Below are 22,361 nucleotides of genomic sequence, written 5' to 3' on the forward strand. Positions count from 1 at the left end.
GGATAACGATGAAAAAAACAATATATCTACTATCAGCACTGGTGTTGTTGAGTGTAAACTTTAGCTGTAAAAAGTTCTTAAACGTAGAGCCCCTAAGTAAGCTATCGGGTAATAACTACTGGAAAACGGAAGGCGATGCTGAAGGCTTTGCAATGGGCCTTTACCGCTCGTTCAGGGAGGCTACCATGCAGAGTGTGCTTTTCGAAATAGGCGATACCCGTTGCGGCTGGGCCATCCCCTCAACCAAAGGCTATCCCCCACGTATCGATTTTACCTACATGGCTACCAATAACCTTAAAATGGCCATTGCCGCCCGTGCCGACCGCTCATTGCCAGGTTACGAGGCCAATGCCATTAACGAATGGTTTCAGCTTAACTCCCGTTACGATCTGATCCAGAAATGGGCTCCTTTTTACAAAGTAATCCAATCGGCCAATATTATGGTTAAAGAAGTAGCAGCCATGCCCGATGGCGCAATTTCTCCTGCCAAAAAGAAACAATACATTGCCGAAGCCGTATTTATGCGTTGCGTATCCTATTTCTTTTTGGTACGCTTGTTTGGCGATGTGCCTTACTATACCGAAGCCTACAACCAGGAAGCCCTGCCTCGTACCAATATGGTTAAGGTGTTAAAAGGCTGTTTGGAAGATATGGGCGCCGTAAAAAATGATTTACCCTGGACTTATAACGACCCGACCTATAAAGGCATCAGGGCCATGCGCGGTGGCGCCATCGATTTAATGATGCACCTGAACATGTGGTGTGCCGGTTTCGATGCCGGTAATGCCCCAACCTATTATGACCAGGTAGATCAATTGGGTAACGAACTGCAGGATATTGGTGTTGACCAGGAAAAAGCTTACCGTTTACTGCCTATCGAGCAAACCTACCTCATCATGTTCGGTAAATCGCAGGAAGGATTATTCGAAATCCAGCTGAGCGATAATACCGGCGAGAACACCGCCAAACTGCGTTACAAATATTCGTTCTCAGTGGTACACAACCCTTTCTTTGCCAGCAGCGACAGGCCGGTAAGTGAATTGGTGTACAATGCCGATTTCATGAAGAAAATTTATCCCGAAAGTGGTACCGATAAACGCAAAACGGTATGGTTTGATGAGAACATATACGATCAAACCGGTTTATGGCAGTTCTATAAATTTTATAACCGTGCGGCCCTGGTACAGTTTAGCGATGATAACCCAATTATTTTCCGCCTGGCCGATGCCATTTTACTGCATGCCGAAGCCCTTGCCGAACTGGGCAGGGATGGCGAGGCTGCTACCTTACTCAATGTAATCAGGGCCCGGGCAGGTGCCGATCTTTATCCGGCAAACCCAGGCGAGGGCAAAATTAAAGATGCCATCTTTTTAGAGCGAGCCAAAGAACTGATGGGTGAAGGGCATCATTTTTATGATCTGGTTCGTACCCGGAAAATCCTCGATCCCAAATTTACGCCGAACCCGCTTTCGTTCTCCGCGTTTCAGGCAGGCGCATGGACCTGGCCTATCGATGCCAGTGCAACCATTAACAATCCTTACATGACTTTGAACAATTACTGGCGCTAACCGCCCCTAAAACAGATGATACGGTTTAACCCATTAACAGCATAAATTCGACATGAATAAGTTTAACAAAAATACGCTGCTGCTCAGTCTGGCCCTTGTGCTAACCGGCTTAGCCTTTAGCTGCAAAAAATACGAGCACTACTTAGATGGAGGTGTAAAAGAGGCCAAATTTGACGGTACCATTTTACAGTATCTCCAGGCAAAGCCCCTGCATTTCGATACCTTAACGCAGGTAATTAAACTGGCCGGCATGGAAAGCACGTTCAGCAGCGATAACATTACCTTTTTTGCCCCAACCGATCCAACTATCAACAGGGCTATCCGCACGCTTAACAAAGAACTCCGCTCAACCGGAAAAGATACCGTAACCAAACTTTCGGATCTTAAACCGGCAGTATGGAAAACCGCACTTTCGCTTTATGTATTTAAAGGCACCAACCGCCTTAAAGATTATAGCCAGGTGGATACGCTGGCACTGAACACCTACAAAGGGCAGGGTTACATTTCTTACAATGGTGCACCCATGAACATTGGTGTGGTGTATAACGATGCGGTAACCAATGCCAATACCTCCAACGAGGTAAGGGTAAAATATGCCGGCTACAGGCAACTCATGATTTCCTATATCCCCGATCTCTCGCGTCCGCAAGCTTTCTGGATCAATGCACCTGTGGCTTCATCAGACATTAACCCCACCAATGGGATTGTGCATGCGCTCAAAATGGAAAAGCACTCTTTTGGCTTTAACAGCACCTATTTTAACTCAATTGCGATAGAAAATGGAATTGGGAATCAATAAAAACAGCATTATGTTAAGAAACAGACAAATCTCAGGTAAAAATATGGGCCTGGCCTGCCTGCTCCTGCTGGCCCTTTCCTTCGCTTCGTGTAAAAAGGAAAACCCAATAAGCGAAGATCCCTATGCAGGCGGTAAGGTTGCCCTGGGTATTAAATTCACTTCCGAAGTATCGGATACAGAGCAGGTAAACGGCGCTACGCAGATTACCTTCGAGGTAACCGGTCTCATGCCTTTTAAAGATCAGGTAAAGTTTTACATTAACGATACCGAAGCCAGCATTACCAAAGTAACCGATAAAACCATTACCGTACTTTTTCCGGTAGGAGCAAGTACCGGCGGAACCACCCTGATTGTAGGTGACCAGATTTATTTTGGCCCGGCTTACCGCGTAGAAGGCAAAGTAGAAGTAGATGCCACTTTTGCAGCCAATACCAGTTTTGCCAGCATCAGACAGGTTTTACCATTACCCAACGGCAACCTGGTTATGGTAGGTTCCTTCGTCAATTATATGGCCGCTGCTACTACTAAAAAACCAATTAACAACATTGTATTAACTAATTCGAACGGCTTCATTACATCGGGATTTTCTACCGGTAAAGGCGCCAACGGAGCCATATCTTCTATTCTGAGGCTAGCTAACGGCCAGTTCATGGTGGGTGGTACCTTAACCAACTACAACAATCGAACAGGTATGAATAGCATAACCCGTTTAAACACCAACGGATCTTTAGATTCATCATTTGTAGAAGTGGTAGGCAAAACTTCCGATCACTCTTATGATACGGTAGCCACTTTTAACGGTGGGGTATTGGGCTTTGTAAATAAGGTTTTTAATTATAACAACAGCATTTACGTAGTGGGTAGTTTTAATAATTACGCCGAGTTTTTCTACGAGCGTTCTACCCGCGACAATAAAGTGGTGGGCTATACCAAACTCAACAACTTGTTAAAAATGAACATGAACGGTAAGATGGACTCGAGCTATAATTTCAATGTGGCAACCAATCTGCCATATGTTGCAGGCAATGGGCCCATTAGCGATGCATTAATGCAGAGCGATGGTAAAATTATCCTGGTGGGTTCATTTACCACCTACCAGGGTTTAAACAGCAACCGGATTACCCGGATAGGCACCAACGGTTTGGTAGATGCTACTTACCCTTCGGGTACCGGTGCCGACGATGCCATAACCGCCATTACTTACAGTGCTACCTCGGGTAAATATTTAGTAGCGGGTGCATTTAGCAATTACAATGGCTTTGCCACCAAAGGCCTGGTGATGTTAAATACCGATGGTACGGTGGATAAAAGCCTGGCACTTAAAACCATCGAAGGGGGCAGTATCAGTAAAGCCTTCCAGTTAAAAAATGGCAAAATACTCGTATTCGGTTCGTTTAAAAAGTATGATGGCATTATCCGCCAGGGCTTTATGGTATTAAACCCAAATGGAAGCCTGGCTGCCGGATACAACAATACGGGCAAATTCCAGGGCATTGTAAGCGATGTGTACGAAAGCACTGACATTTTTGGCAACCCTACCGCCCTTATTGCAGGTACAATTTCCCTTTTCGATAACCAGCAGGTATCAGGAGCAGTCCGTATCTCCCTTAAACCCTAAAATCATGTTCTTAACTAAATCAGATACAATGAAAAATAGAATAAAAAAGCAGGCGTTTAGCTACCCACTGGCAGCCCTTTTGATCGTTGCCATGGTTGCTGTTGTTTCCTGCAATAAAGAGCTTGCCGATAAAAAAGATTTTTCTGAGCATACAGGAGGCGGCATTCCCGAAGACCAAAAGCAAAAAGTATTGTACGTAATTGTTGATGGTGCCCGTGGCGAATCTATTTTCAAATCGCCTACGCCTAACCTCTCGCGCATGATCAAAAATGGCATTTTTACCATCAATTCCGTATCAGACGAAAATGGTTTAAATGCCACTTCATGGGCCGATATGCTTACAGGCTACGACAAAACTAAACATAAAGTATTGAGCGAAGATTTTGCAAACAACAAACTGGCTGATTACCCCATGTTTTTTAAACGTGTTAAAGATAACACCGCGTTAAGAACTGCTGCATTTAGCATTTCGCAAAGCTTAAGCAGTAAGCTCATTAGCAATGCCGATGTAAACAGCACTTTTACTACCGATGAGGCGGTAAAAACGGCTACTTTAACCGAGCTGGCCAATAATGATGCTTCCGTAGTACTAACCGAGTTTCAGGGCGTAGATAAAGCCGGTGCGCAATATGGTTACGATGCCAGCGTGCCCGAATATGCCGCAGCGATCAGCAATATCGATAATTATATTGGCGAGTTAAATACCGCCATTAAAGCCCGCCCCAACTTTAACAAGGAAAACTGGCTCATCGTAATTGCCTCAAATAAGGGAGGGAACTATCCGGTAATCCCGGCTTTAATGGATCAAACCCTATACAGTAAGCCTTTGTTAAACAGCTTTGTGATTTTGTATAATCCCAACTTTAAATCGACCATTTACAATAAACCAAATAACCTAAATTCCCTTCCTTATTATGGAACTTATGCCAAACTGAATGGCGATACCCTGGCCAGCACCGACGCTGCCAAATCGAACATCTACAATTTTGGCACCACTGGCGAATATACGGTAGAATTTAAGTTAAAAGTGCAGGCCTTCGGCACACAGAATGCCCCCATTTTCTTTAAAACATCGAGCCCAGCCAACGCTACTACCGGCTGGTGGATCATCCACAACGGATCGAACGGGACATGGCGATTGGGAGGCCTCGCTTCCTCAACAATATCTACCCCTACAACCAGGGCGATGGAAACTAACATCTGGTACAACATTGGGTTTAAGGTCTATTTCGTGGGTACAGTAAGGTACGTTCAAATCTATCAGGATGGCGATCCGATAGGCTCACCAATAGTAATAACCGGTAGAAATGCGAACAACAGCGAACCTTTAGTGGCAGGCTACCGTTCTGGTTTCGGCAATAGCGCAACCCAATTTATAACCGATATCCGGATTTTTAATGTGGCTGTTCCCGATGCCATCATTAAAGATTTTGCCTGTCAGGTAGATTTAGATGCCCGCCATCCAAACTACAATAATCTAATTGGTTATTGGCCTTCACTCAATGGTGCCGGTACATTGATTAAAGATAGCAGCAAATCGAAAACCGATTTTGTTTTACAGAAGAGTACCCAGTGGCTCAGCTTCGAAGATTACGACAGTAAATTTTGCATTAAACCAACCCCCGAACTATATCAAAAAGTTCCTAGAGGTATTGATGTACCAAGGTTTATTCTGGGTTGGCTAAACATCAATGCAACAGGCTTTAACCTCGATGGTAAAGTCTGGACACCTATTTACAACAATATTTTAAAATAACCGAGGCCATGAAAAGTAAACATATAAAAGTTTTAACTTCTGCTTGTGCTGCACTTTTGCTGCTTACACAGGCCTGTAAAAAAGATTACGGCTACGCTTTCGAAGATGGCTACAGCAAAACCGAGGTAGTAGATACCTTTGGCAACCAGGAACTCGATACCTCCAGGTACAAGGTAGACCGCTCACAGTTTAACCTGGCCAGGGTTTTCCCAGGTTTGGTATCCATTACCGAACCACGGCTTAAAAACAGCAAAGTAACACTCGATTTCGATTTTGTGTACGCCAACAATGCCAATTTAAGAATTTCAGTACCGCCGCAAGGCTGGTTCAGTACGGGCATGTATGCACCCGCCGGCGAGCTTATTGAGGTTAATGTACCGGCCAACGAGTACGGCATGACCGCCCAGATTGGCGCCTGGGACGATGACCTGACCAGCCTGGCCACCAAACTCAGGGCACCGGTTATTTACAGTCGCCATACCCTGGCACCAGGCAAAAATCTCATCCGCAACCTTTACGGCGGTCAGGTTTACATTATCCCGCCAAGGGCACTGGGCCGCAAGGTAGAATTCACTTTTTCCGGAACGGTTAAATCGCCCGATTTTGTACTGGGCCAAACCACCGACGAAGAATGGAAAGCCATGATTGCCAAAACAACCGTACCCTTTTTCGAGCTGCGTGGCAAGCGGATCATCTTTACTTTACCTATATCGCGTTTAGCCAAATTTCCGATTGCCAGCCCAACCGCTTTAATGCAAACCTGGGATGAGCAGATTCTGCACTGCTACTGGGAATGGTATGGCTTATCAGAAAATGCAGCCGATGGCCGCGATTTAAACCCGATGTTACCATGGCGCATTGTACACGATATACAGCCATCAGTAGGTGCACAACATAGCGGCTACCCTGTAGTAGCCATGGCCAACGATAACTATTTTCAGCAGGCGGTAACCCTGAGTGGCGTTATTGGCCAAAACTGGGGTACTTACCACGAGCTAGGCCACAACATGCAAATGAACAATACCTGGAACTTTGATGGCAATGGAGAAGTATCGAACAACATTTTCTCGCTCAAAGTAACCAAATACCATGGCTACAAACACAGCAACTATAAGCGCTTAATGAGTGCAGCGCTGGCTTTTGTTACACCTACAGGTACCAAATCTTACGCCAATGCATCAGAAGATGCCAAATTGGGCATGTTTATCCAGTTAATGGAGCGCTATGGTTTTGAGTTTATTACCTACTTAACCACCGAAGCACGGCATGCCCGGTTTACCTCATCCAGCAACCAGGACAAGATCGATTTCTTTTACGAACGTTTATCCGAGTTTACCAAAACCGACATGGAGCCCTTTTTAACCAAGTGGGGCATTACGGTAAGTATCGTTTCCAAAACCAAAATTTCAGCCAAATACCCTTTGTTAACCGAAGCCGTTTGGTTGTCAGATCCAAGTTAGTTCATCCAAAAAACATAAAATAAACCAACAATGAAGAATTATCAGTTTAGTTTAAAAAAATACAGCACGCTGGCCATACTACTGCTGTGTGCCGTTATTTTTGGTTGTAAAAAATATTACGATCCACCGGCAGTTTTCGAAAAACAGGAAATTGTTTCGGTAAAGAAAAGAAAGGTTTTACTGATCGGTATCGATGGTGCAACCGGCGAAGACATGAAAAAAATTATGCCCCCTGTTATCAGTTCCATACTGCCAAACAGTAAGTATTCGTGGCAGAGCAGGAGCGATGCTCCTGTGAGCGATGCCGGTACCTGGAAAAACATCATGACAGGTATTGCTACTATCCACAAAATACAAGACAGTACCTTTATCGTTCCGGAAAGCGCCAGTGAGCACGATCCCCTGGTAGAGTATCCTTCGTTTATTGAGCGCCTGCAAGCCACCCCAAAAATGCGTTATTCGGTAGCCATTTCACCCTGGAAAACCCTGGTTGATCGTTTGCTGCTGTATGCCGACGAGCCCATTGCCGTAAACAACGATGCTGCCGCAGCCGATACCGCCGTAAAGAAAATTGGCATTAGCAAAGCCGATTTAGTGGTGGTAAATTTTAACCAGGTAAACCAGGCTGGATTGAAATACGGCTACTCAGCCGATGTACCTGAGTACAAAACTGCCGTAACACAGGTAGATACCTACATAGGTAAACTGCTCGAAGCTGTTAAAGCCCGTAAAACCTATAACAATGAAGAGTGGCTGGTGGTTATTACTTCTAACCATGGGGGGTATAACAAAGGCTTTACCAGCCAAACCGAACGCGAGCGCAACTCGTTTAACATTTATTATAACCCCGCTTTTAAGAAAGTAGAAATTGATAATGTGCCTTTAACCGATGGCTTTTTATTTCCGGCGGCAAAAACCGTTACCGATGCAAAAGCGACATTAGCAGCAGCAAATTCAGGCATTTATGAAATAGGTGCATCAGGCGATAAAACCTTCCAGTTCAAGGCCTTCGTTAAATCCAGTTCTTCATCAAACGGACAGAATTTTGTACTGCTCTCCAAATCAAATGCTTCGTATGGTACCGTAAACGGCTGGAACTTCATGGTACAGGTTAATGCCGATGGCACCCGGAAATTCAGGGTAACAATGGGTTATAACACTTCCAGCTTTTTCTTCATCTATGCCCCCGCCAATTTCGATTTAAACAAATGGTATGCGCTTACTTTAAAGATTTATACCAATGCTGGTAAAAGAATGGCTGTATTGTATGTAGATGGTGTGGCTGGCGATGCAGTTGATATCTCCGGCAGAACCATCGGCAGCGGTGCGAACGATTTGTTTCTGGGCAATTTAAGTATTTCCACAAGTGCAGCGGTAGCTTCGGGATCTTTTGCTGTAAACGACATTGCCATTTACAACAAAGCACTTTCCGATACCGAAATTAGTGATTTTACCTGCAGTAACAATGTTACCCTATCTAACCCCAATTTAATTGGCTATTGGCCGTGCAAGCAGGTAGATGGCGACAAAATGCTTAACCAGGCACCAACAGCTGTAGGAAAAGACCTAACCATAGCAGGAAAAGGTGGTTTATGGAATTCGTTTGAAAGGAAGGTTTGTAATGCTACAGCTCCATCAGGCAATACCATCATGGCCGTATCCAATTCAGATATCGCCTCGCAGATTATTTACTGGTTTGGGGTAAATGTAGATGATGCCTGGAAACTAAACGGAAAATCGTGGCTCAAACTGTATGAAGTAGAGTTTTATAAATAAACTAAGCGAACAACGATTAGAAATAGATTTCAAATCAAAAATTAAGTGGTGAACCGTCCTTTTCTTTAGGTAAACCGGTTCACCATCACTAAAAGATTATACAGATGAAACACAAATACTTTATTATAATCCTGGGTATTGCCTTATGCTTGGCTGCCTGCAAAAAATTTGCAAACGAAGCTTTTAACGATACCACTACCCAAAAGGAAACTTTAGCTGTTAAAGTTATTAATGATGATGACCAGTTGCCAGTGGCAGGAGTTAAAGTTATTATTAGTCGCCAAACAGAGGCATCGGGGATTTATACGCAGGTAGATACCATCCGGACGGATAAAAATGGCCAGATAAGTACCAAATTACCCTACCCTAATAATATAAAAGTTGAAGTAGACACCACCTATTATCACAAAGGCGAGCAGACGCTTTATTTTAACAGTGCCGCAAGCGTGGTTTTACATACTACACCTAAGTATGGTATGTCCCCTTTGAATATAGCGGTTAAGGATGAGGCTAATACTGGTGTTGCCGATTTTCCACTTCTAATAGACACTAAAGCTCCAGGGGCTGATATTTACACCTCTACAGGTGGCCTGGAGCATGCCGGAACCAACGGGCAGCTAGTGGTATCATTGCCCTATCCAAACGCGGTAAGGGTAATAGTAGGCGATACCATGAAATATTTCCCCGATACAGTAAAAGCAACGCTAAAGAATGTAAGAGGGGAGACCGTTAATTTAACAGCAAGGCTTAAACCTAAAACTGTACCTTTAGAGGTAACTGTATTAGATAAAGACAATAGTGCCTTGCTACCCGGTATTGATATCGTAGTACTCCAAAAATTAACTGGCGAAAGTGATTTTAAAGATATTGGACTAGCTGGTACAACGGGCAGCAACGGAAAATTAATTTTGAATGTCCCTTTTGAAGGTGAAGTCAAAATTAAAACCACCGATCCGGCATTCTTTTATCCCGATTCTGCCATTACGCGCATGGCCTATGTGCAAAACAGAAAAGTAATATTACAATCAAAAAAACTTGTACCTAAAGCCCCTGTTGATGTTTCAGTTTATGACCAGGCAAATAATCAGATTTTACCAGGAGTAACCGTTAGTGTAAGCTCAAAAATTACTGGCGAAACAGCATTTAAATTAGATACTACTGCAGTTACCGACGAGAATGGAAAATTGAATGTTCGTGTACGTTTCTCTGGTGAAATGAAATTTGAAGTACTTAATGATACTTACTTCACTTCCAAATCTGTTACCGTAACAAACACCGGTTCGGCAGCGAAACAGGTTAGTTTACCATTAACAGTTAAAACCGCCGCCTACCCGGAGCCGGTACTTACAACTTTGATGGTGAGCTCGCTTACCTTGAATAACGGGATTACTTTAAATGCCCCAACTGATGTAGCCAACGATAAGCGCGGCAACATTTACATTTGCGATCAAAACAACAACCGCATTATACGGGTAAGCAGAAACGGCAATACTACCGCTTTAGCCGGAAGTGGTACAGCAAGTAGTGTTGACGGGACCGGAACAGCGGCAACATTTAACAAACCAAAAGGTATGGTAATTAACCAGGCCGGAACAGAATTGTATGTAACCGAATATTCAGGCAATAAAGTAAGAAAAATAACCATTAATCCAACCAATATGGTAGCTACTGTAACTACCATAGCAGGTAGCGGGACAGCGGGTACTGCAGATGCCGTTGGAACAGCGGCTACATTTACTAATCCTAGCGGGATTGATTTGGATGAGGCAGGTGGTGCATTATACCTCTCAGATTTATCGGCCAGCACATCGGCCGGTAGGATTCGTAAAATAGTACTAAGTACCAATGCCGTTAGCACACTTGGTACAACAACGATATATGCACCAAACGCAATTGCCCTGAATCCTAACAAAACATCAATTTACTTAGGTTCTTTCGGAAATACCTTTGGATCTACTGAAAGTTATCTCTTCAGGGTTACGGTTTCATCAGGTGCAAGAACCGTATTAAAACAAACAAAAACCACCAATTTTAATGACCCTTCCGGAATATTTATTAGTCCTGCTGGAGTAATTTTTGTTTGTAGTGAGAAAGCACATTCTATAGCAAGAGTAACCAGCGAAGTAACTACAAATTCGACATTTGGTTTATTAGCCGGATCAGGCACAGATGATAGTATAACAGGTGTTAATGCAGTTACAGGTACTGCAGGAAATGTTGATGGCCCATCTGCCAGTGCCAGATTTAACCTACCCTGGGCTATAAAATACAATGCACATGCTGGTAGTTTCCTCATCGCCGATCAGGGAAACAACAAAATCCGGATAATGAAATCCAGTACGATCAATTAAAAGCGATCCGTAACGATCAGCTAAGGGATCGTGGATAAAATTGCAGTAAAGTAGGCTGTTCTCGACAAGGGAGCAGCCTATTTTGTTAAAACGAAGGTAAGCGTTAAAGAGGGGATACGTGTAGCTAAGATACACTTAGGTGTCTTAGGTGGTGAAAAATGTGAAGAGATCTTTTAGAGAGCTGCTACGCTCAGCATTGACAAACGGGCAGGGAATGACAGATTAAGTAAAGTTAGCTATCCTATTCCTTCCCCTTCTGATTACTCAAATAAACCTTTGGCGTATAACCAAACTGTTTCTTGTACTCGCGGCTAAAATACTTCGGATCATTAAAGCCTACCAAATGCGCTACTTCGGAAACATTGTAAACCCTCCCTTCCAATAAAACTGCGGCCTTTTTTAAGCGGATTGATTTCACAAAATCGTTAACCGATAAATCGGTAATCGCCCTGATTTTCTTATACAGCACCGGCTGGCTCATCCCAATTTCGCGGGCCAGTTCCTGCACACCAAAATGCTGATCGCTTAAGCGCTCTTCAATGCATTTGGTAATCTTCAGCATAAACTTATGATCAACCGTATTAATCGTTACATCCTGCGGGTTCAGGTTAGCCTGCTCGCCAAACTTGCGGCGCATGTTAGCCCGCGATTGCAGCAAATTGCGCACATTCAGCAACATCAGTTCGATACTGAAAGGTTTGGTAATGTAGCTGTCGGCTCCGGTTTCGAGCCCATCTACCTGCTGCGATTGCGAAACCCGGGCGGTTAACAAAATCACCGGGATATGTGCCGTACGCTCGTCGGTTTTAAGCTTGCGGCATAAATCCAGTCCGTTCATTACCGGCATCATTACATCGCAGATCACCAGATCCGGCAACTGCTCACTGGCCATCTCCCAGCCTACCTGTCCGTTTTCGGCTTCTAAAATCTGGTAGTTCTGGCCAACAGTATTGCGCAGCAACTGTCTGATTTCAGGATTATCTTCCACCAGTAAAACCGTTTCCTTAAAAGTCTGTTTCGGACTCAGGTTACCCACAGCAACATCGGGCACCGGCATAGGCACTACATAGGCGCTGCTTTCCTGTCCGTCGGCAGCCGGTTCAAAAGGCTCCAGCTGCTCTACCCAGCTACCGTCTTTTTTCAAAATTACCGTAAAGCAGGTATCGCCCGCCTGTGCCTCGGTTTCGGGAACACTGGCCATTAAAAGCTCACCGTTATGGGCGGTTACAATGCTTTTAGAAAGGGCCAGGCCAATACCTGAACCAATGTGCACAAAACCCGGACTATTTACCTGGAAAAAATCGCTAAAAAGCTTACTGGTACTGCTTTCCGGAATCCCGATGCCATTATCGCGCACTTCAATCTGTACCTCCTGCCTGCTTTCTTTAATGCTTAGGCTAATAGATCCGTTATCGCGGGTAAATTTAAAGGCATTCGAAAGCAGGTTAAACCAAACCTTTTCCATTTGCAATTTATCGAACCAGATCAGTATCGGTTCGCCTTTGTATTCGAAATGATAAGCAATATTGCGGCTTTCGGCCAGTTGTTCGAAGGCATTAAAAATTTCGCGTAAAAACAACACCACATCCTGCTGTTGAGGATGCAGTTTCAGGTTGCCTGTTTCAGTTTTCCTGAAATCCATCAGTTCGGTTACCAGCTGCATTAAACGGTCGGCATTGCGTTTTATAGGTAAAATCTGATTGTTAATTACCGGCAGGTCTTTGGTGCTTTTAAGCAGGTTTTCCAAAGGGCCTAATATCAGCGTAAGCGGCGTTCTGATTTCGTGCGAAACATGCGTAAAAAACCGCAGTTTAACCTGCTGCACATCCTCCGTCCGTTTTAACAGCGCCCGTACAAACAGGTAGCGCACAATAAGGAAAAGCATTGCTGAAAACAGCAGCAAATAAACGCCATAAGCCCACCAACTGGCCCAGAAAGCCGGCTGCACCCTGATTTTGATGGTAGCCACCTTAGCCCCCGGAATGCCATCGTTATTGGTGCCTTTTACCATAAAGCGGTAACTGCCGGCAGGTAAATTGGTGTAGCTGGCACTTGGCGTAGCCATGTCGTTCCAGCCACGATCAAAACCCTCTAAAAAATAAGTGTATTTGTTCTTATCGGGTTTTACAAAATTGAGCAGGGCAAACTCGATGGTAAAATTATTCTGGTCGTGGTTAAAAGTAAGCGTTTGGCCTGTATTGATTTCTTCGGCCAGCTTTCCATCCTTATCATTTACATATTGGTTAAACAATTTCAGTCCCGTAAAAATCAGCGGCGAAGCATAGTTGTTCAGCTCAATTTCGCGCGGATAAAAAGAGGTGAGACCGTTTATGCCCCCCATAAATATCTCGCCCCGGCTATCGATAAAATAAGACCGTGCATTAAACTCATTACCCGCCAGCCCGTCGCTTTTGGTATAATTCCTGAACCTGCCCGTTGCAGGGTTAAGTTCCGATAAACCATTGGCCGTGCTAAGCCATAAATTGTGGCTGGCATCTTCAACTATCCCCAGTACATTGTTGTTAATCAGCCCGTTCTTTTCCTGAAAGGTTTTAAATGTTTTGGTTTTAGGGTTGTAGATACTTAAACCGCCAAAGTAAGTTCCAATCAGCATTTCGCCCGCGCTGTTTTCGGTAATGCAGTTAATGTAATCAGATTGAAGTCGATTGCTTTTGCCCTCATTTTTATGGAAAACCGCCAGTACCCCCGTTTTAAAATTGTACTGGTACAGGCCGGTGTTGGTACAAATCCAGAGGTCGCCACGACTGTCTTCATAAATATTCTGAATATTTTTTTTACGCAGATAACGGTCTAAAATGCTTTTGGTAGTGTGTGCGGGGTACTTCCCATCTTTTTTGGTAAGGGTAGAAAGCCCGTTCAGTGAGCCAATCCAAATGGTACCGCGCCGGTCTACTTCGAGCGCCAGGATTTCGGCCGTACCTACTGCCCCTAACGAATCGCGTACATTTTTAATGTGCTGTGCTTTGCCTGTTTTCGGATCGAAGATATTTAAGCCGCCGCGGTGCGTACCGATAATAATTTTATCGCTGTTCGGGCCTTCCATCTTCATGATTTTAATCAGGTTGGAGCTGATGCTTGATGAATCGGTAGAATTGCTTTTATAACTCTTAAAAGTATAGGTTTTACGGTCGTAATAATTTAGTCCGCCACCCTCGGTAGCAATCCAGAGGTTGTGCCGGGCATCTTCCAGTACGGAGCTCAGCACATTGCCGCTAATGCTGGGCAAAAACCTGCTGTTGCGGTAAACTTTAAAGCGTGTAGCCACCGGCGAAACCATGTTAACCCCGCCAAAATAAGTGCCCAGCCAGATGTTGTGGTTTTTATCGGCAAATATATTGTGGATAGAGTTATGGCTAATGGTACTCCCAATTTCGGGGTCGTGCTGGTAGTTGATAAAAGTGACCAGATTGGGATTAAAAATGCTCAATCCATCCTGTGTGCCAACCCACAAAAGACCTTTTTGAAGTGTAATTTCCCTGATATCGTTGTGAATAAGCGAATTGGGATTTTGATTGTCGTGCTGAAAAACCCGGAGGCTATTGTGCACGACATCAAAGCGGCAGAGGCCATTGCTTGTACCCATCCACATGTTGCCACTGGCATCGGCTGTAATGGCAGTAATGTAATTAGAAGGCATGGCTGATGGAAAGTTCAGCTTCTTGTAGTGGTAACCTCTCTTATCATGGGTTAATAATACCACCCCATTGCCGGTACCTACCCATAAATTACCGTGTTTATCTTCGCTGAGGCTATAAATACTGTTGATCGGATCGCTGGTCCTGGTGCTGAAACGAAAAATCCTGAACTTATTTTCTGCCCGGTTTACCAGTAAATTTAATCCGTTTAAGGTACCTACCCACAGGTTCTTATCTCGATCCTGATAAATAGACTCCACATTGTTGCTGCTAAGTCCCTTTATCCGCACAAACGAATCGCTTGGTGCATGGTACAGGTTTAACCCGCTCGAAGTGCCGGCCCACAAGGTCCCTTTAGCATCGGTTAACAGCGAATTTACCTCTACACCCGAAATGCTGGCAGGGTTTTTAACTTCGCTTTTGTAAATTTTAAAGCGATAGCCATCATAGCGGTTAAGCCCCTGGCGTGTGCCAAACCACATAAACCCTGTGCTATCCTGGGCAATAGAAATTACCGAGTTTTGCGACAGGCCATTTTCGACCGTGAGGCTTGAAAAAGAAACCTTAAGCTGGCCCTTCGCCGAAAAAAAAGTCAGGGAAATTAACAGGCCAAGCAACAGCCTAACAGGCTTATCACATCTCATATTCAATTTTGTAGGTTCAAGTTAGTTAGCTATCCAATAAATATAGGAAGATGATTGCTTTCCTGAGTGTTATCGAAGGATTTTACCACGATATTACGGATTTTTCTACCCTTTCTTTTAGAATCTTCGTCTTTTTTTCGTGGATAATACACCAAATTTGATCAATACAAATGGTTGTAATTTATTGGCCAGTGGCTTAGCCCGGCAAAACAGCACAGCCATACCAAACAAGAAAAGAGTTAGTTGATCAATAGCCGGGATAAGTGGGCCAACCGTTGTGCTCACTTATAGGCCGGCAAAGCCCACAATTGAAGCCCTTTACGTTACCATTTAATCGGTGACCATTTCCCATTCTAAATAAGCCTCAGCATATGCCGTCCCAAAACACCCATAACCGCCTTTCAAACCCTTTAAAAAACGCTGTCGACATCAGGATGCTCGAGCCCATTATTTTCTATTCGGGCAAGGCCGATGAGCTGCAGATCCATTTAAAAGAATCGCTCAGTGGCGAACTGATTATTAGATCGTTAAATACGGCGATGCTCGAAATTAAAGCCGTATTAATGGCCGATACCAACGAGCCTTTAAACTGGAAACAGAATAAAGAATGCCTGAAGATTGTATTTGATGGTGAATTGAAAGCTGTTGAAGGGAATGGGAATAGTGTGATTAAAGTGATTTTTTAATTTCGGCATTAGGTATAAGAAAATCCGTCATTCCAAGAGAAGCGCAGCGGAACCGAGGAATCTATTAACGCGACCTTACTCCACAACCTTCATCGTCACCCTGAACTTGTTTCAGGGTCTCTCCATAAATAACGCAAACAAGATAAGAGCGCTTCGACGGCGGCGAGTCGAAAAAGGGTTATGCAAACAGTAGCCAAAGAATTAGGGTTCCCGCATACGCGTGAAGGACGATCGGAAAAAGGACTCCTTATCGGAATACACGTCATTGCGAGGAGGAGCGACAGCCTGTCCCGCTTAATCCGGAAAGCAATCTTAATGCGATCGCTAATAATAAGATTGCTTCAGCTCACACAGCCCGGCTTCGCAATGACGATCTGGGAGGGGGGATCACCTCTCGATAGTAGAGATGCTTCGCTACGCTCAGCATGACAAAGCGAGAAAAGAATCACAATCTCAGGGTATATCCAAAACGTTACCAAAGCACCCTTCCCTTTAGAATTTTCTACCCGATCCCTTAGGATTTTCGTCTTTTTTGAACCTGCAAAAGCACAATTTTGCCAAAACCAATATAAAAAGCCCGCAACCGGGCTTAACCCTAATTAAAAAATACCTAAACTATGAAGAGACTACTGTTCAGCATCTGTTTACTGGCTTCGGTGGCAATGGCCCCTGCCCAGCAGGCTGCTGATGAGAAGGAAGCGATGAAAAGCCTGATTGATAAGCAGTTTAAATTTGCTCAAAAACAATATCAGCTTCTGGCTAAAAACACACCCGACAACCGCATGCCGAAAACTTTTTATGCCAAAAGTAACCGGCTCGAAACCAGCGATACGCAATGGTGGTGCAGTGGATTTTATCCCGGCTCACTCCTTTACATTTACGAATACACCAACGACCAGGCAACCCTCAAAGAAGCCGAAAAACGCCTCGCCATACTCGAAAAAGAAAAGCATTACACCGGAAACCACGATTTAGGTTTTATGATGTTCTGCAGTTTTGGCAACGCATACCGCATTACCGGCAAGCCCGAGTACAAACCCACTATCGATACAGCAGCCGCTTCGCTGGTTACGCGTTACCGCCCGGGCGCAAAGGTGATCCAATCGTGGAACAGCAACAAACTGTGGAAAGGCCCTGTAATTATCGATAACCTTATGAACCTCGAGCTATTGGCCTGGGTAAGCGATCATGGTGGCGACCCGAAATACAAGGAAATCGCCATTAACCATGCCGATACTTCATTGAAAAACCATTTCCGCTCCGATTACAGTTCGTACCACGTGGTAGATTACGATATGACCACCGGTAAAGTATTGAAAAAAGGAACTGCTCAGGGGGCATCCGACGAATCGGCCTGGAGCCGTGGTCAGGGTTGGGCCCTGTATGGTTATGCCATGATGTACCGTTTCACCAAAAACAAACGCTATTTAGAACAGGCCAAAAACATTGCCCGTTTTATCATCGATAACCCCAATATGCCTGCCGATCAGGTACCTTACTGGGATTTTAACGCTCCCGGAATCCCGAATACCTACCGCGATGCTTCTGCCGCAGCCGTTATTGCCTCGGCCTTATTAGAACTGGGGCAGTACAGCAGCAAAAGCGAGCAAAAATTATTTGTGGGCGAAGCAAGGAAAATGATCATTTCGCTTTCTTCCGAAGCTTATAGTGCCAAACCAGGCCAAAACGGAGGATTCCTGCTGATGCACAGCACCGGGGCCCTGCCGCTTAAATCGGAAATCGATGTGCCCTTAAGCTACGCCGATTATTACTATCTTGAGGCGCTGATGCGCTATAAAAACTGGTATTTATAACCCACAATATGGAAAGAAGAAAATTTATAGGAGCTTTATCCTTAACCGGAGTATTCGGAATAGTGAATCCGAAAACGGTACTCTCGGCTACAAGCAGCGAAATGTCTGCACGCTTAAAAAACGACCGCGAATACTGGTACAAACTTTTATATAAAATTGCCAGTCCGGTGGTTTCCAATCTGGCCAGTGGAACCCTGGTTAAAAACATGCCTTTAATTACCGCGCCCAAATTCGATTCGCGCTCACCAACAGTATCGTACTTGGAGGCAGTAGGCCGTACTTACGCGGGTATCGCACCCTGGCTTGCCCTGCCCGACGATGAGACTGCAGAAGGTACCTTAAGGAAAAAAGTACGTTTACAGGCTGTTCAGGGTTTAGATAATTGCTTTGCAGCCAACAGTCCGGATAAACTGAATTTCAGTAAAGATTACCAGCCCATTGTAGATGCAGCCTATCTGGCCCAAACCTTTTTAAGGGCACCTAAAGCCCTGTGGGAACCATTAAAAGCCGAAACCAAACAGGCCATTGTGGCCGCTTTTAAATCGTTGCGCAACCGTAAGCCTTTTAAAAATAACTGGTTGCTGTTTGGTTCTATTACCGAAGCCTTTTTACTTTCCATTGGCGAGCAGCACGATGAGGCCCGCCTCAATGAAGGCGTAGATGCGCTTACCGGCTGGTACAAAGGAGATGGCTGGTATGGCGACGGACCTAACCTGGCTTTCGATTACTATAACTCATTCGTGATTCACCCGATGATGGTTGATACTTTGTCCATTATGCTGGACAAGAAACTGGTAAAACAAGAGCGTTACGACCTGGCTTTAAAACGCATGCAACGTTATGTGGTAGGTCAGGAGCGGATGATTTCGCCAGAAGGCACCTATCCGCCTATTGGCCGGTCCATTACATACCGCACAGGTGCTTTTCAGGCATTAAGTCAGGCGGCGTTGATGCATAAACTGCCAGATACCATTACACCGGCACAGGTACGTTCGGCCCTGACCAAAGTAAAACAGAATTTATACGATGTGCCCGGTACTTTCGATGCCAAAGGCTGGTTACAGCTTGGTTTTTGTGGTCACGACCCCGAGATAGCCGATTATTATACCTCTACAGGTAGTTTGTATATGGCTACACTCTCATTCCTGCCTCTGGGATTACCCGCCAGCGATGAGTTTTGGGCTGCACCCGCTGCCGACTGGACCGCAAAAAAGGCCTGGGCTGCAAAACCCTTCCCGAAAGATTATCATGTAGATTATTAAAGTATACTAGCAATTGCAATGAGGTTAGTTCATCCTTTTATGGGAAGAACTAACCTTTTTTTGTTTAGTTCAGGCTCTCAATTGTTGCCCTTCAAATCGACGCCAGCCTAAAACACCCGGTCGGTCGGACGGGTGTTTCAGCGTCTCCTTTTAGCCAATGCAAGCAATCGTCAAGTATAAACAATATCCCAAAAATCATATCTTAACTCAGGTTCTCCTAAGCCAATTTATTCATACATTCATCTCTTTAGCTATTCAACATTAAAAGCCGTATTCCTCTAAGCATATTAACTATTTAAACGTTTCATTTTTTGAAAACATGAGCATCCCAAACAGAATTAATTGTCAGATCTTCCATTAGTGAATTACAATATATTGAACGTGACTATTGGTTGCGTAGTTAGGTGAAAATCGTCAAGCAATATTTGGCGACCCTATAAAAAAAGGAAACACCTCCAATGTTTCCTTCCGCTCTTAAAGTGCACCAATTCGTAAACACTTTCCCCATTTACCCCATTCGGTAAAAGAATTCGTCGGCTACAATTTTACCATCTTTAACTTCGTAAACAGCTATTTCACTCATTTTAATGCGGCCATGTTCTTTATAGGTAGCATCGATATCCATTACTAACGAAAAATGATGTTCGGCAACAATAGGGTCGCAGCAGGTGGCGCTGTGGATTTCCTGTACGCTTTCTTCCCAACCCAGGGTTTTATCCTTTACGGCGGCTTTACCTTCGGTAAGTTCCATCGGCGAACCTTTGGGCTCGTGGCTTACAATATCATCGGCATACAGTTCGTCGATGGCCTGATCGTTTTTGCCTTCACGGCATAGCTTTACCAATAGGTTAGCAACTTCTTGTGTGGTCCTAATTTTATGTTTTTGGATATTATTCAGACAGTTGAAGCCGGCAAATTGTTCGCCACGGCAGTCCGTTAAAAACCAATAACAACAGGCCTTTGTAATAAATAAGATATAAATTGTACCTTTAAATCAGGTCGGGAGAGGAGGGAAAATGGAGGAAGCATGGTGGAATAGGGAAAATGGGAAATGGAGGATAGAAAAATGAACTATTGAACTATGCTCCCTAATGAACGAATGACAAATGAACTACTGAACCAATAAACCATACCCTCCTAATGAACCAATGACGAATGAACCAGTGAACCAATAACCCAGTGAACCCTCTAAGCCTGATTGCAGATATAAAACGCGGGGATGAAGATGCCTTTGAGCAAGCTTACCTGAAATGGCGGAGCAAGGGCTACTATTATTTCCTTCGCCGTACTGCCTCAGAAGAAGATGCGAAAGATTTACTGCAAACCACCTTTTTAAAACTATGGCAATACCGCCACACCTTAAACGCTGCTTATTCGCTCGATCAGCAATTGTTTCACATCGCCCGTACCGTACTGATTGATTACATTAGAAAAGCCAACAAGCAAAAGGCCAATCAAGTGAGTATCGAGAGTACAGGCGAGGCACCAGGCGAACCGAATTACCAGTCGATGGAGTTTGATACGAAGCGCCGCATGCAGCAAATCCTGAATGAAATGCCACAGCTGCGCAAAAAAGTATTCGAGCTGCATAAACTGGAAGGATACAGCTACAAGGAGGTGGCAGCCCAACTGGGGATTACCGAAAAAGCCGTAGATAACCATTTGGCCAAAGCCCTTAAAAAGCTCCGCAGCGACTTCCCTTTACCGCTATTCCTTGTGATTTTGATGCTGCGTTAATTTTTTTTCAAAAAAAATCGACCAGGTGGAGGACTTTCTCCTTTTACCGCGTATTACCTGATAACAAATTGATATGATGCCCGTAACAGCAGAACTGATTGAGCAATTTTTCCTGAAACAATGCAGCCCCGCAGAAGCGCAGGCGGTTGCCGATTACCTAAATGCCAATCCGGCTATACTGGATGAGTATTTAAGCGAAAGCGAATGGAACAGGGAAATTGAGCACGACGATAAAACTGCCGCATTTTGGGAGGAGATATGGCTGGCCATTAAACCGCCTGCCTTAAAGCCCCTGCGCAGTTATGCTTTTATAAAATACGGTATTGCCGCAGCCATTGTAGCGGGCCTGGTTTTTTTTGCGTCGGTATTTTTTACCCGCCACGAGCCGGTTACGCCGCCTCAGCAGCAAGTGGCCAGTACCTTTAGGCACATAATGCTGCAAAACAGCACCGGCAGGGTTAAGGAGCTGAGGCTTGCCGATGGCTCTATCGTGGCCTTAGCACCCGGAGCTAAACTGGAATACGATGAACCTTTTCAGCACAGCAGGCGCGATATTTTACTGGAAGGGGTGGCAGTATTTAAAGTGGCGAAGGATAAAACCAAGCCTTTTACTGTTTACAGCGGTGAATTGGCCACCACAGCACTGGGCACAGAGTTTAAAGTAACTGCCCTACCAAACGCTCCCGAAACGATGGTTGAACTGTTTGAAGGGAAAGTGGTAGTAAAACAACATGGAAAGGACCAAACAGGCAAACGGAGTTATTATTTGTATCCGGGCGATAAGCTTACTTATAACAAATTAAAGGCTTCATTTGATTTAAGCCGGCAACAGGCAAAGATGGCTAAGCAACAACAGCACCTGCTTGTATTTGATAAAGTGAACCTTTCGGATGTTTTTGATCAGCTGGCCAGTACCTATAACGTACACATACAGTACGCCAACGACGATTTTGAAAAGATGTATTACATTGGCAGTTTTGATCAGTCTGATTCGATACAGCATATTCTGGAGAATATTGTGAAAGTGAACGGGCTTAAACTGATCAGGCCAAATGATAACGAATATATTATTACCCGGTGATAAAAATAGCAGAGAGACTGTGCACGGTTGATCTGCCCCACTGTTAAGTACAATAACCAACCAAAAAGATTATGAGAAACTGTTACACTTACTAACCACAAACTGCCCTACAGGCCAACAGCACTCCACCATGCTTTAAACCGGGCAAGGGGC

14 protein-coding genes are annotated in these 22,361 nt (G+C 44.5%); 12 read left to right on the forward strand and 2 right to left on the reverse strand.

The window, feature by feature from the left end:
- Positions 1 to 8 precede the first annotated feature (8 nt).
- The 7 genes from HWV58_RS08795 to HWV58_RS08825 all read left to right on the forward strand — a co-directional run bounded on the left by HWV58_RS08795 (position 9) and on the right by HWV58_RS08825 (position 11,328).
- Entirely contained in the window at positions 9 to 1,568 is a 1,560-nt protein-coding gene (locus HWV58_RS08795) for a RagB/SusD family nutrient uptake outer membrane protein (RefSeq protein ID WP_175633743.1), read from the forward strand.
- 52 nt (positions 1,569 to 1,620) lie between these two features.
- Entirely contained in the window at positions 1,621 to 2,367 is a 747-nt protein-coding gene (locus HWV58_RS08800) for a fasciclin domain-containing protein (protein WP_175633744.1), read from the forward strand.
- A gap of 10 nt (positions 2,368 to 2,377) precedes the next feature.
- Positions 2,378 to 3,985 carry a DUF5008 domain-containing protein gene (locus HWV58_RS08805; RefSeq protein ID WP_175633745.1) on the forward strand — a complete coding sequence of 536 codons (1,608 nt, stop codon included), beginning with the start codon at positions 2,378 to 2,380 and terminating at the stop codon, positions 3,983 to 3,985.
- A gap of 28 nt (positions 3,986 to 4,013) precedes the next feature.
- Entirely contained in the window at positions 4,014 to 5,741 is a 1,728-nt protein-coding gene (locus HWV58_RS08810) for an alkaline phosphatase family protein (RefSeq protein WP_175633746.1), read from the forward strand.
- A gap of 8 nt (positions 5,742 to 5,749) precedes the next feature.
- Positions 5,750 to 7,201 (forward strand): M60 family metallopeptidase, encoded by a 1,452-nt coding sequence (locus HWV58_RS08815; protein ID WP_175633747.1) that lies wholly within the window; start codon positions 5,750 to 5,752, stop codon positions 7,199 to 7,201.
- A gap of 30 nt (positions 7,202 to 7,231) precedes the next feature.
- Positions 7,232 to 8,977, forward strand: a complete 1,746-nt coding sequence (locus tag HWV58_RS08820) for a LamG-like jellyroll fold domain-containing protein (protein WP_175633748.1) — start codon at positions 7,232 to 7,234, stop codon at positions 8,975 to 8,977.
- Positions 8,978 to 9,081: 104 nt separating this feature from the next.
- Positions 9,082 to 11,328, forward strand: a complete 2,247-nt coding sequence (locus tag HWV58_RS08825) for an NHL repeat-containing protein (protein WP_175633749.1) — start codon at positions 9,082 to 9,084, stop codon at positions 11,326 to 11,328.
- 241 nt (positions 11,329 to 11,569) lie between these two features.
- On the opposite strand, the gene HWV58_RS08830 is transcribed toward HWV58_RS08825, so the two are convergent.
- Positions 11,570 to 15,628, reverse strand: coding sequence for a hybrid sensor histidine kinase/response regulator transcription factor (locus HWV58_RS08830; protein WP_175633750.1), 4,059 nt, complete (start codon positions 15,626 to 15,628; stop codon positions 11,570 to 11,572).
- 371 nt (positions 15,629 to 15,999) lie between these two features.
- Here HWV58_RS08830 and HWV58_RS08835 point away from each other — a divergent pair, with 371 nt between their 5' ends.
- From HWV58_RS08835 to HWV58_RS08845, 3 genes are all read left to right on the forward strand, one after another.
- Positions 16,000 to 16,314 (forward strand): hypothetical protein, encoded by a 315-nt coding sequence (locus tag HWV58_RS08835; protein WP_175633751.1) that lies wholly within the window; start codon positions 16,000 to 16,002, stop codon positions 16,312 to 16,314.
- A 617-nt stretch (positions 16,315 to 16,931) separates the two neighbouring features.
- A complete protein-coding gene (locus HWV58_RS08840) occupies positions 16,932 to 18,128 on the forward strand; it encodes a glycoside hydrolase family 88 protein (RefSeq protein ID WP_175633752.1) in 1,197 nt (398 codons plus the stop codon).
- A gap of 8 nt (positions 18,129 to 18,136) precedes the next feature.
- The gene (locus HWV58_RS08845; RefSeq protein WP_175633753.1) at positions 18,137 to 19,390 is read left to right on the forward strand and encodes a DUF2264 domain-containing protein; all 1,254 of its coding nucleotides are present in this window, start codon (positions 18,137 to 18,139) and stop codon (positions 19,388 to 19,390) included.
- A gap of 508 nt (positions 19,391 to 19,898) precedes the next feature.
- On the opposite strand, the gene HWV58_RS08850 is transcribed toward HWV58_RS08845, so the two are convergent.
- A complete protein-coding gene (locus HWV58_RS08850) occupies positions 19,899 to 20,372 on the reverse strand; it encodes a nuclear transport factor 2 family protein (protein ID WP_317174790.1) in 474 nt (157 codons plus the stop codon).
- Positions 20,373 to 20,569: 197 nt separating this feature from the next.
- Between HWV58_RS08850 and HWV58_RS08855 the strand changes: the two genes are divergently transcribed.
- The gene (locus HWV58_RS08855) at positions 20,570 to 21,127 is read left to right on the forward strand and encodes an RNA polymerase sigma factor (RefSeq protein ID WP_175633754.1); all 558 of its coding nucleotides are present in this window, start codon (positions 20,570 to 20,572) and stop codon (positions 21,125 to 21,127) included.
- A 73-nt stretch (positions 21,128 to 21,200) separates the two neighbouring features.
- Positions 21,201 to 22,208, forward strand: coding sequence for a FecR family protein (locus tag HWV58_RS08860; protein WP_175633755.1), 1,008 nt, complete (start codon positions 21,201 to 21,203; stop codon positions 22,206 to 22,208).
- Positions 22,209 to 22,361: the final 153 nt, after the last annotated feature.

This window comes from Pedobacter ghigonis, from assembly GCF_903166585.1.
Taxonomy (GTDB): domain Bacteria; phylum Bacteroidota; class Bacteroidia; order Sphingobacteriales; family Sphingobacteriaceae; genus Pedobacter; species Pedobacter ghigonis.

Bases quoted from the DNA above. Each gene is read 5' to 3' on its own strand.
- HWV58_RS08825 (WP_175633749.1), top strand. From the start codon at position 9,082: ATGAAACACAAATACTTTATTATAATCCTGGGTATTGCCTTATGCTTG.
- HWV58_RS08820 (WP_175633748.1), top strand. From the start codon at position 7,232: ATGAAGAATTATCAGTTTAGTTTAAAAAAATACAGCACGCTGGCCATA.
- HWV58_RS08840 (WP_175633752.1), top strand. From the start codon at position 16,932: ATGAAGAGACTACTGTTCAGCATCTGTTTACTGGCTTCGGTGGCAATG.
- HWV58_RS08860 (WP_175633755.1), top strand. From the start codon at position 21,201: ATGATGCCCGTAACAGCAGAACTGATTGAGCAATTTTTCCTGAAACAA.
- HWV58_RS08815 (WP_175633747.1), top strand. From the start codon at position 5,750: ATGAAAAGTAAACATATAAAAGTTTTAACTTCTGCTTGTGCTGCACTT.
- HWV58_RS08845 (WP_175633753.1), top strand. From the start codon at position 18,137: ATGGAAAGAAGAAAATTTATAGGAGCTTTATCCTTAACCGGAGTATTC.
- HWV58_RS08805 (WP_175633745.1), top strand. From the start codon at position 2,378: ATGTTAAGAAACAGACAAATCTCAGGTAAAAATATGGGCCTGGCCTGC.
- HWV58_RS08835 (WP_175633751.1), top strand. From the start codon at position 16,000: ATGCCGTCCCAAAACACCCATAACCGCCTTTCAAACCCTTTAAAAAAC.
- HWV58_RS08830 (WP_175633750.1), bottom strand. From the start codon at position 15,628: ATGAGATGTGATAAGCCTGTTAGGCTGTTGCTTGGCCTGTTAATTTCC.
- HWV58_RS08795 (WP_175633743.1), top strand. From the start codon at position 9: ATGAAAAAAACAATATATCTACTATCAGCACTGGTGTTGTTGAGTGTA.
- HWV58_RS08800 (WP_175633744.1), top strand. From the start codon at position 1,621: ATGAATAAGTTTAACAAAAATACGCTGCTGCTCAGTCTGGCCCTTGTG.
- HWV58_RS08810 (WP_175633746.1), top strand. From the start codon at position 4,014: ATGAAAAATAGAATAAAAAAGCAGGCGTTTAGCTACCCACTGGCAGCC.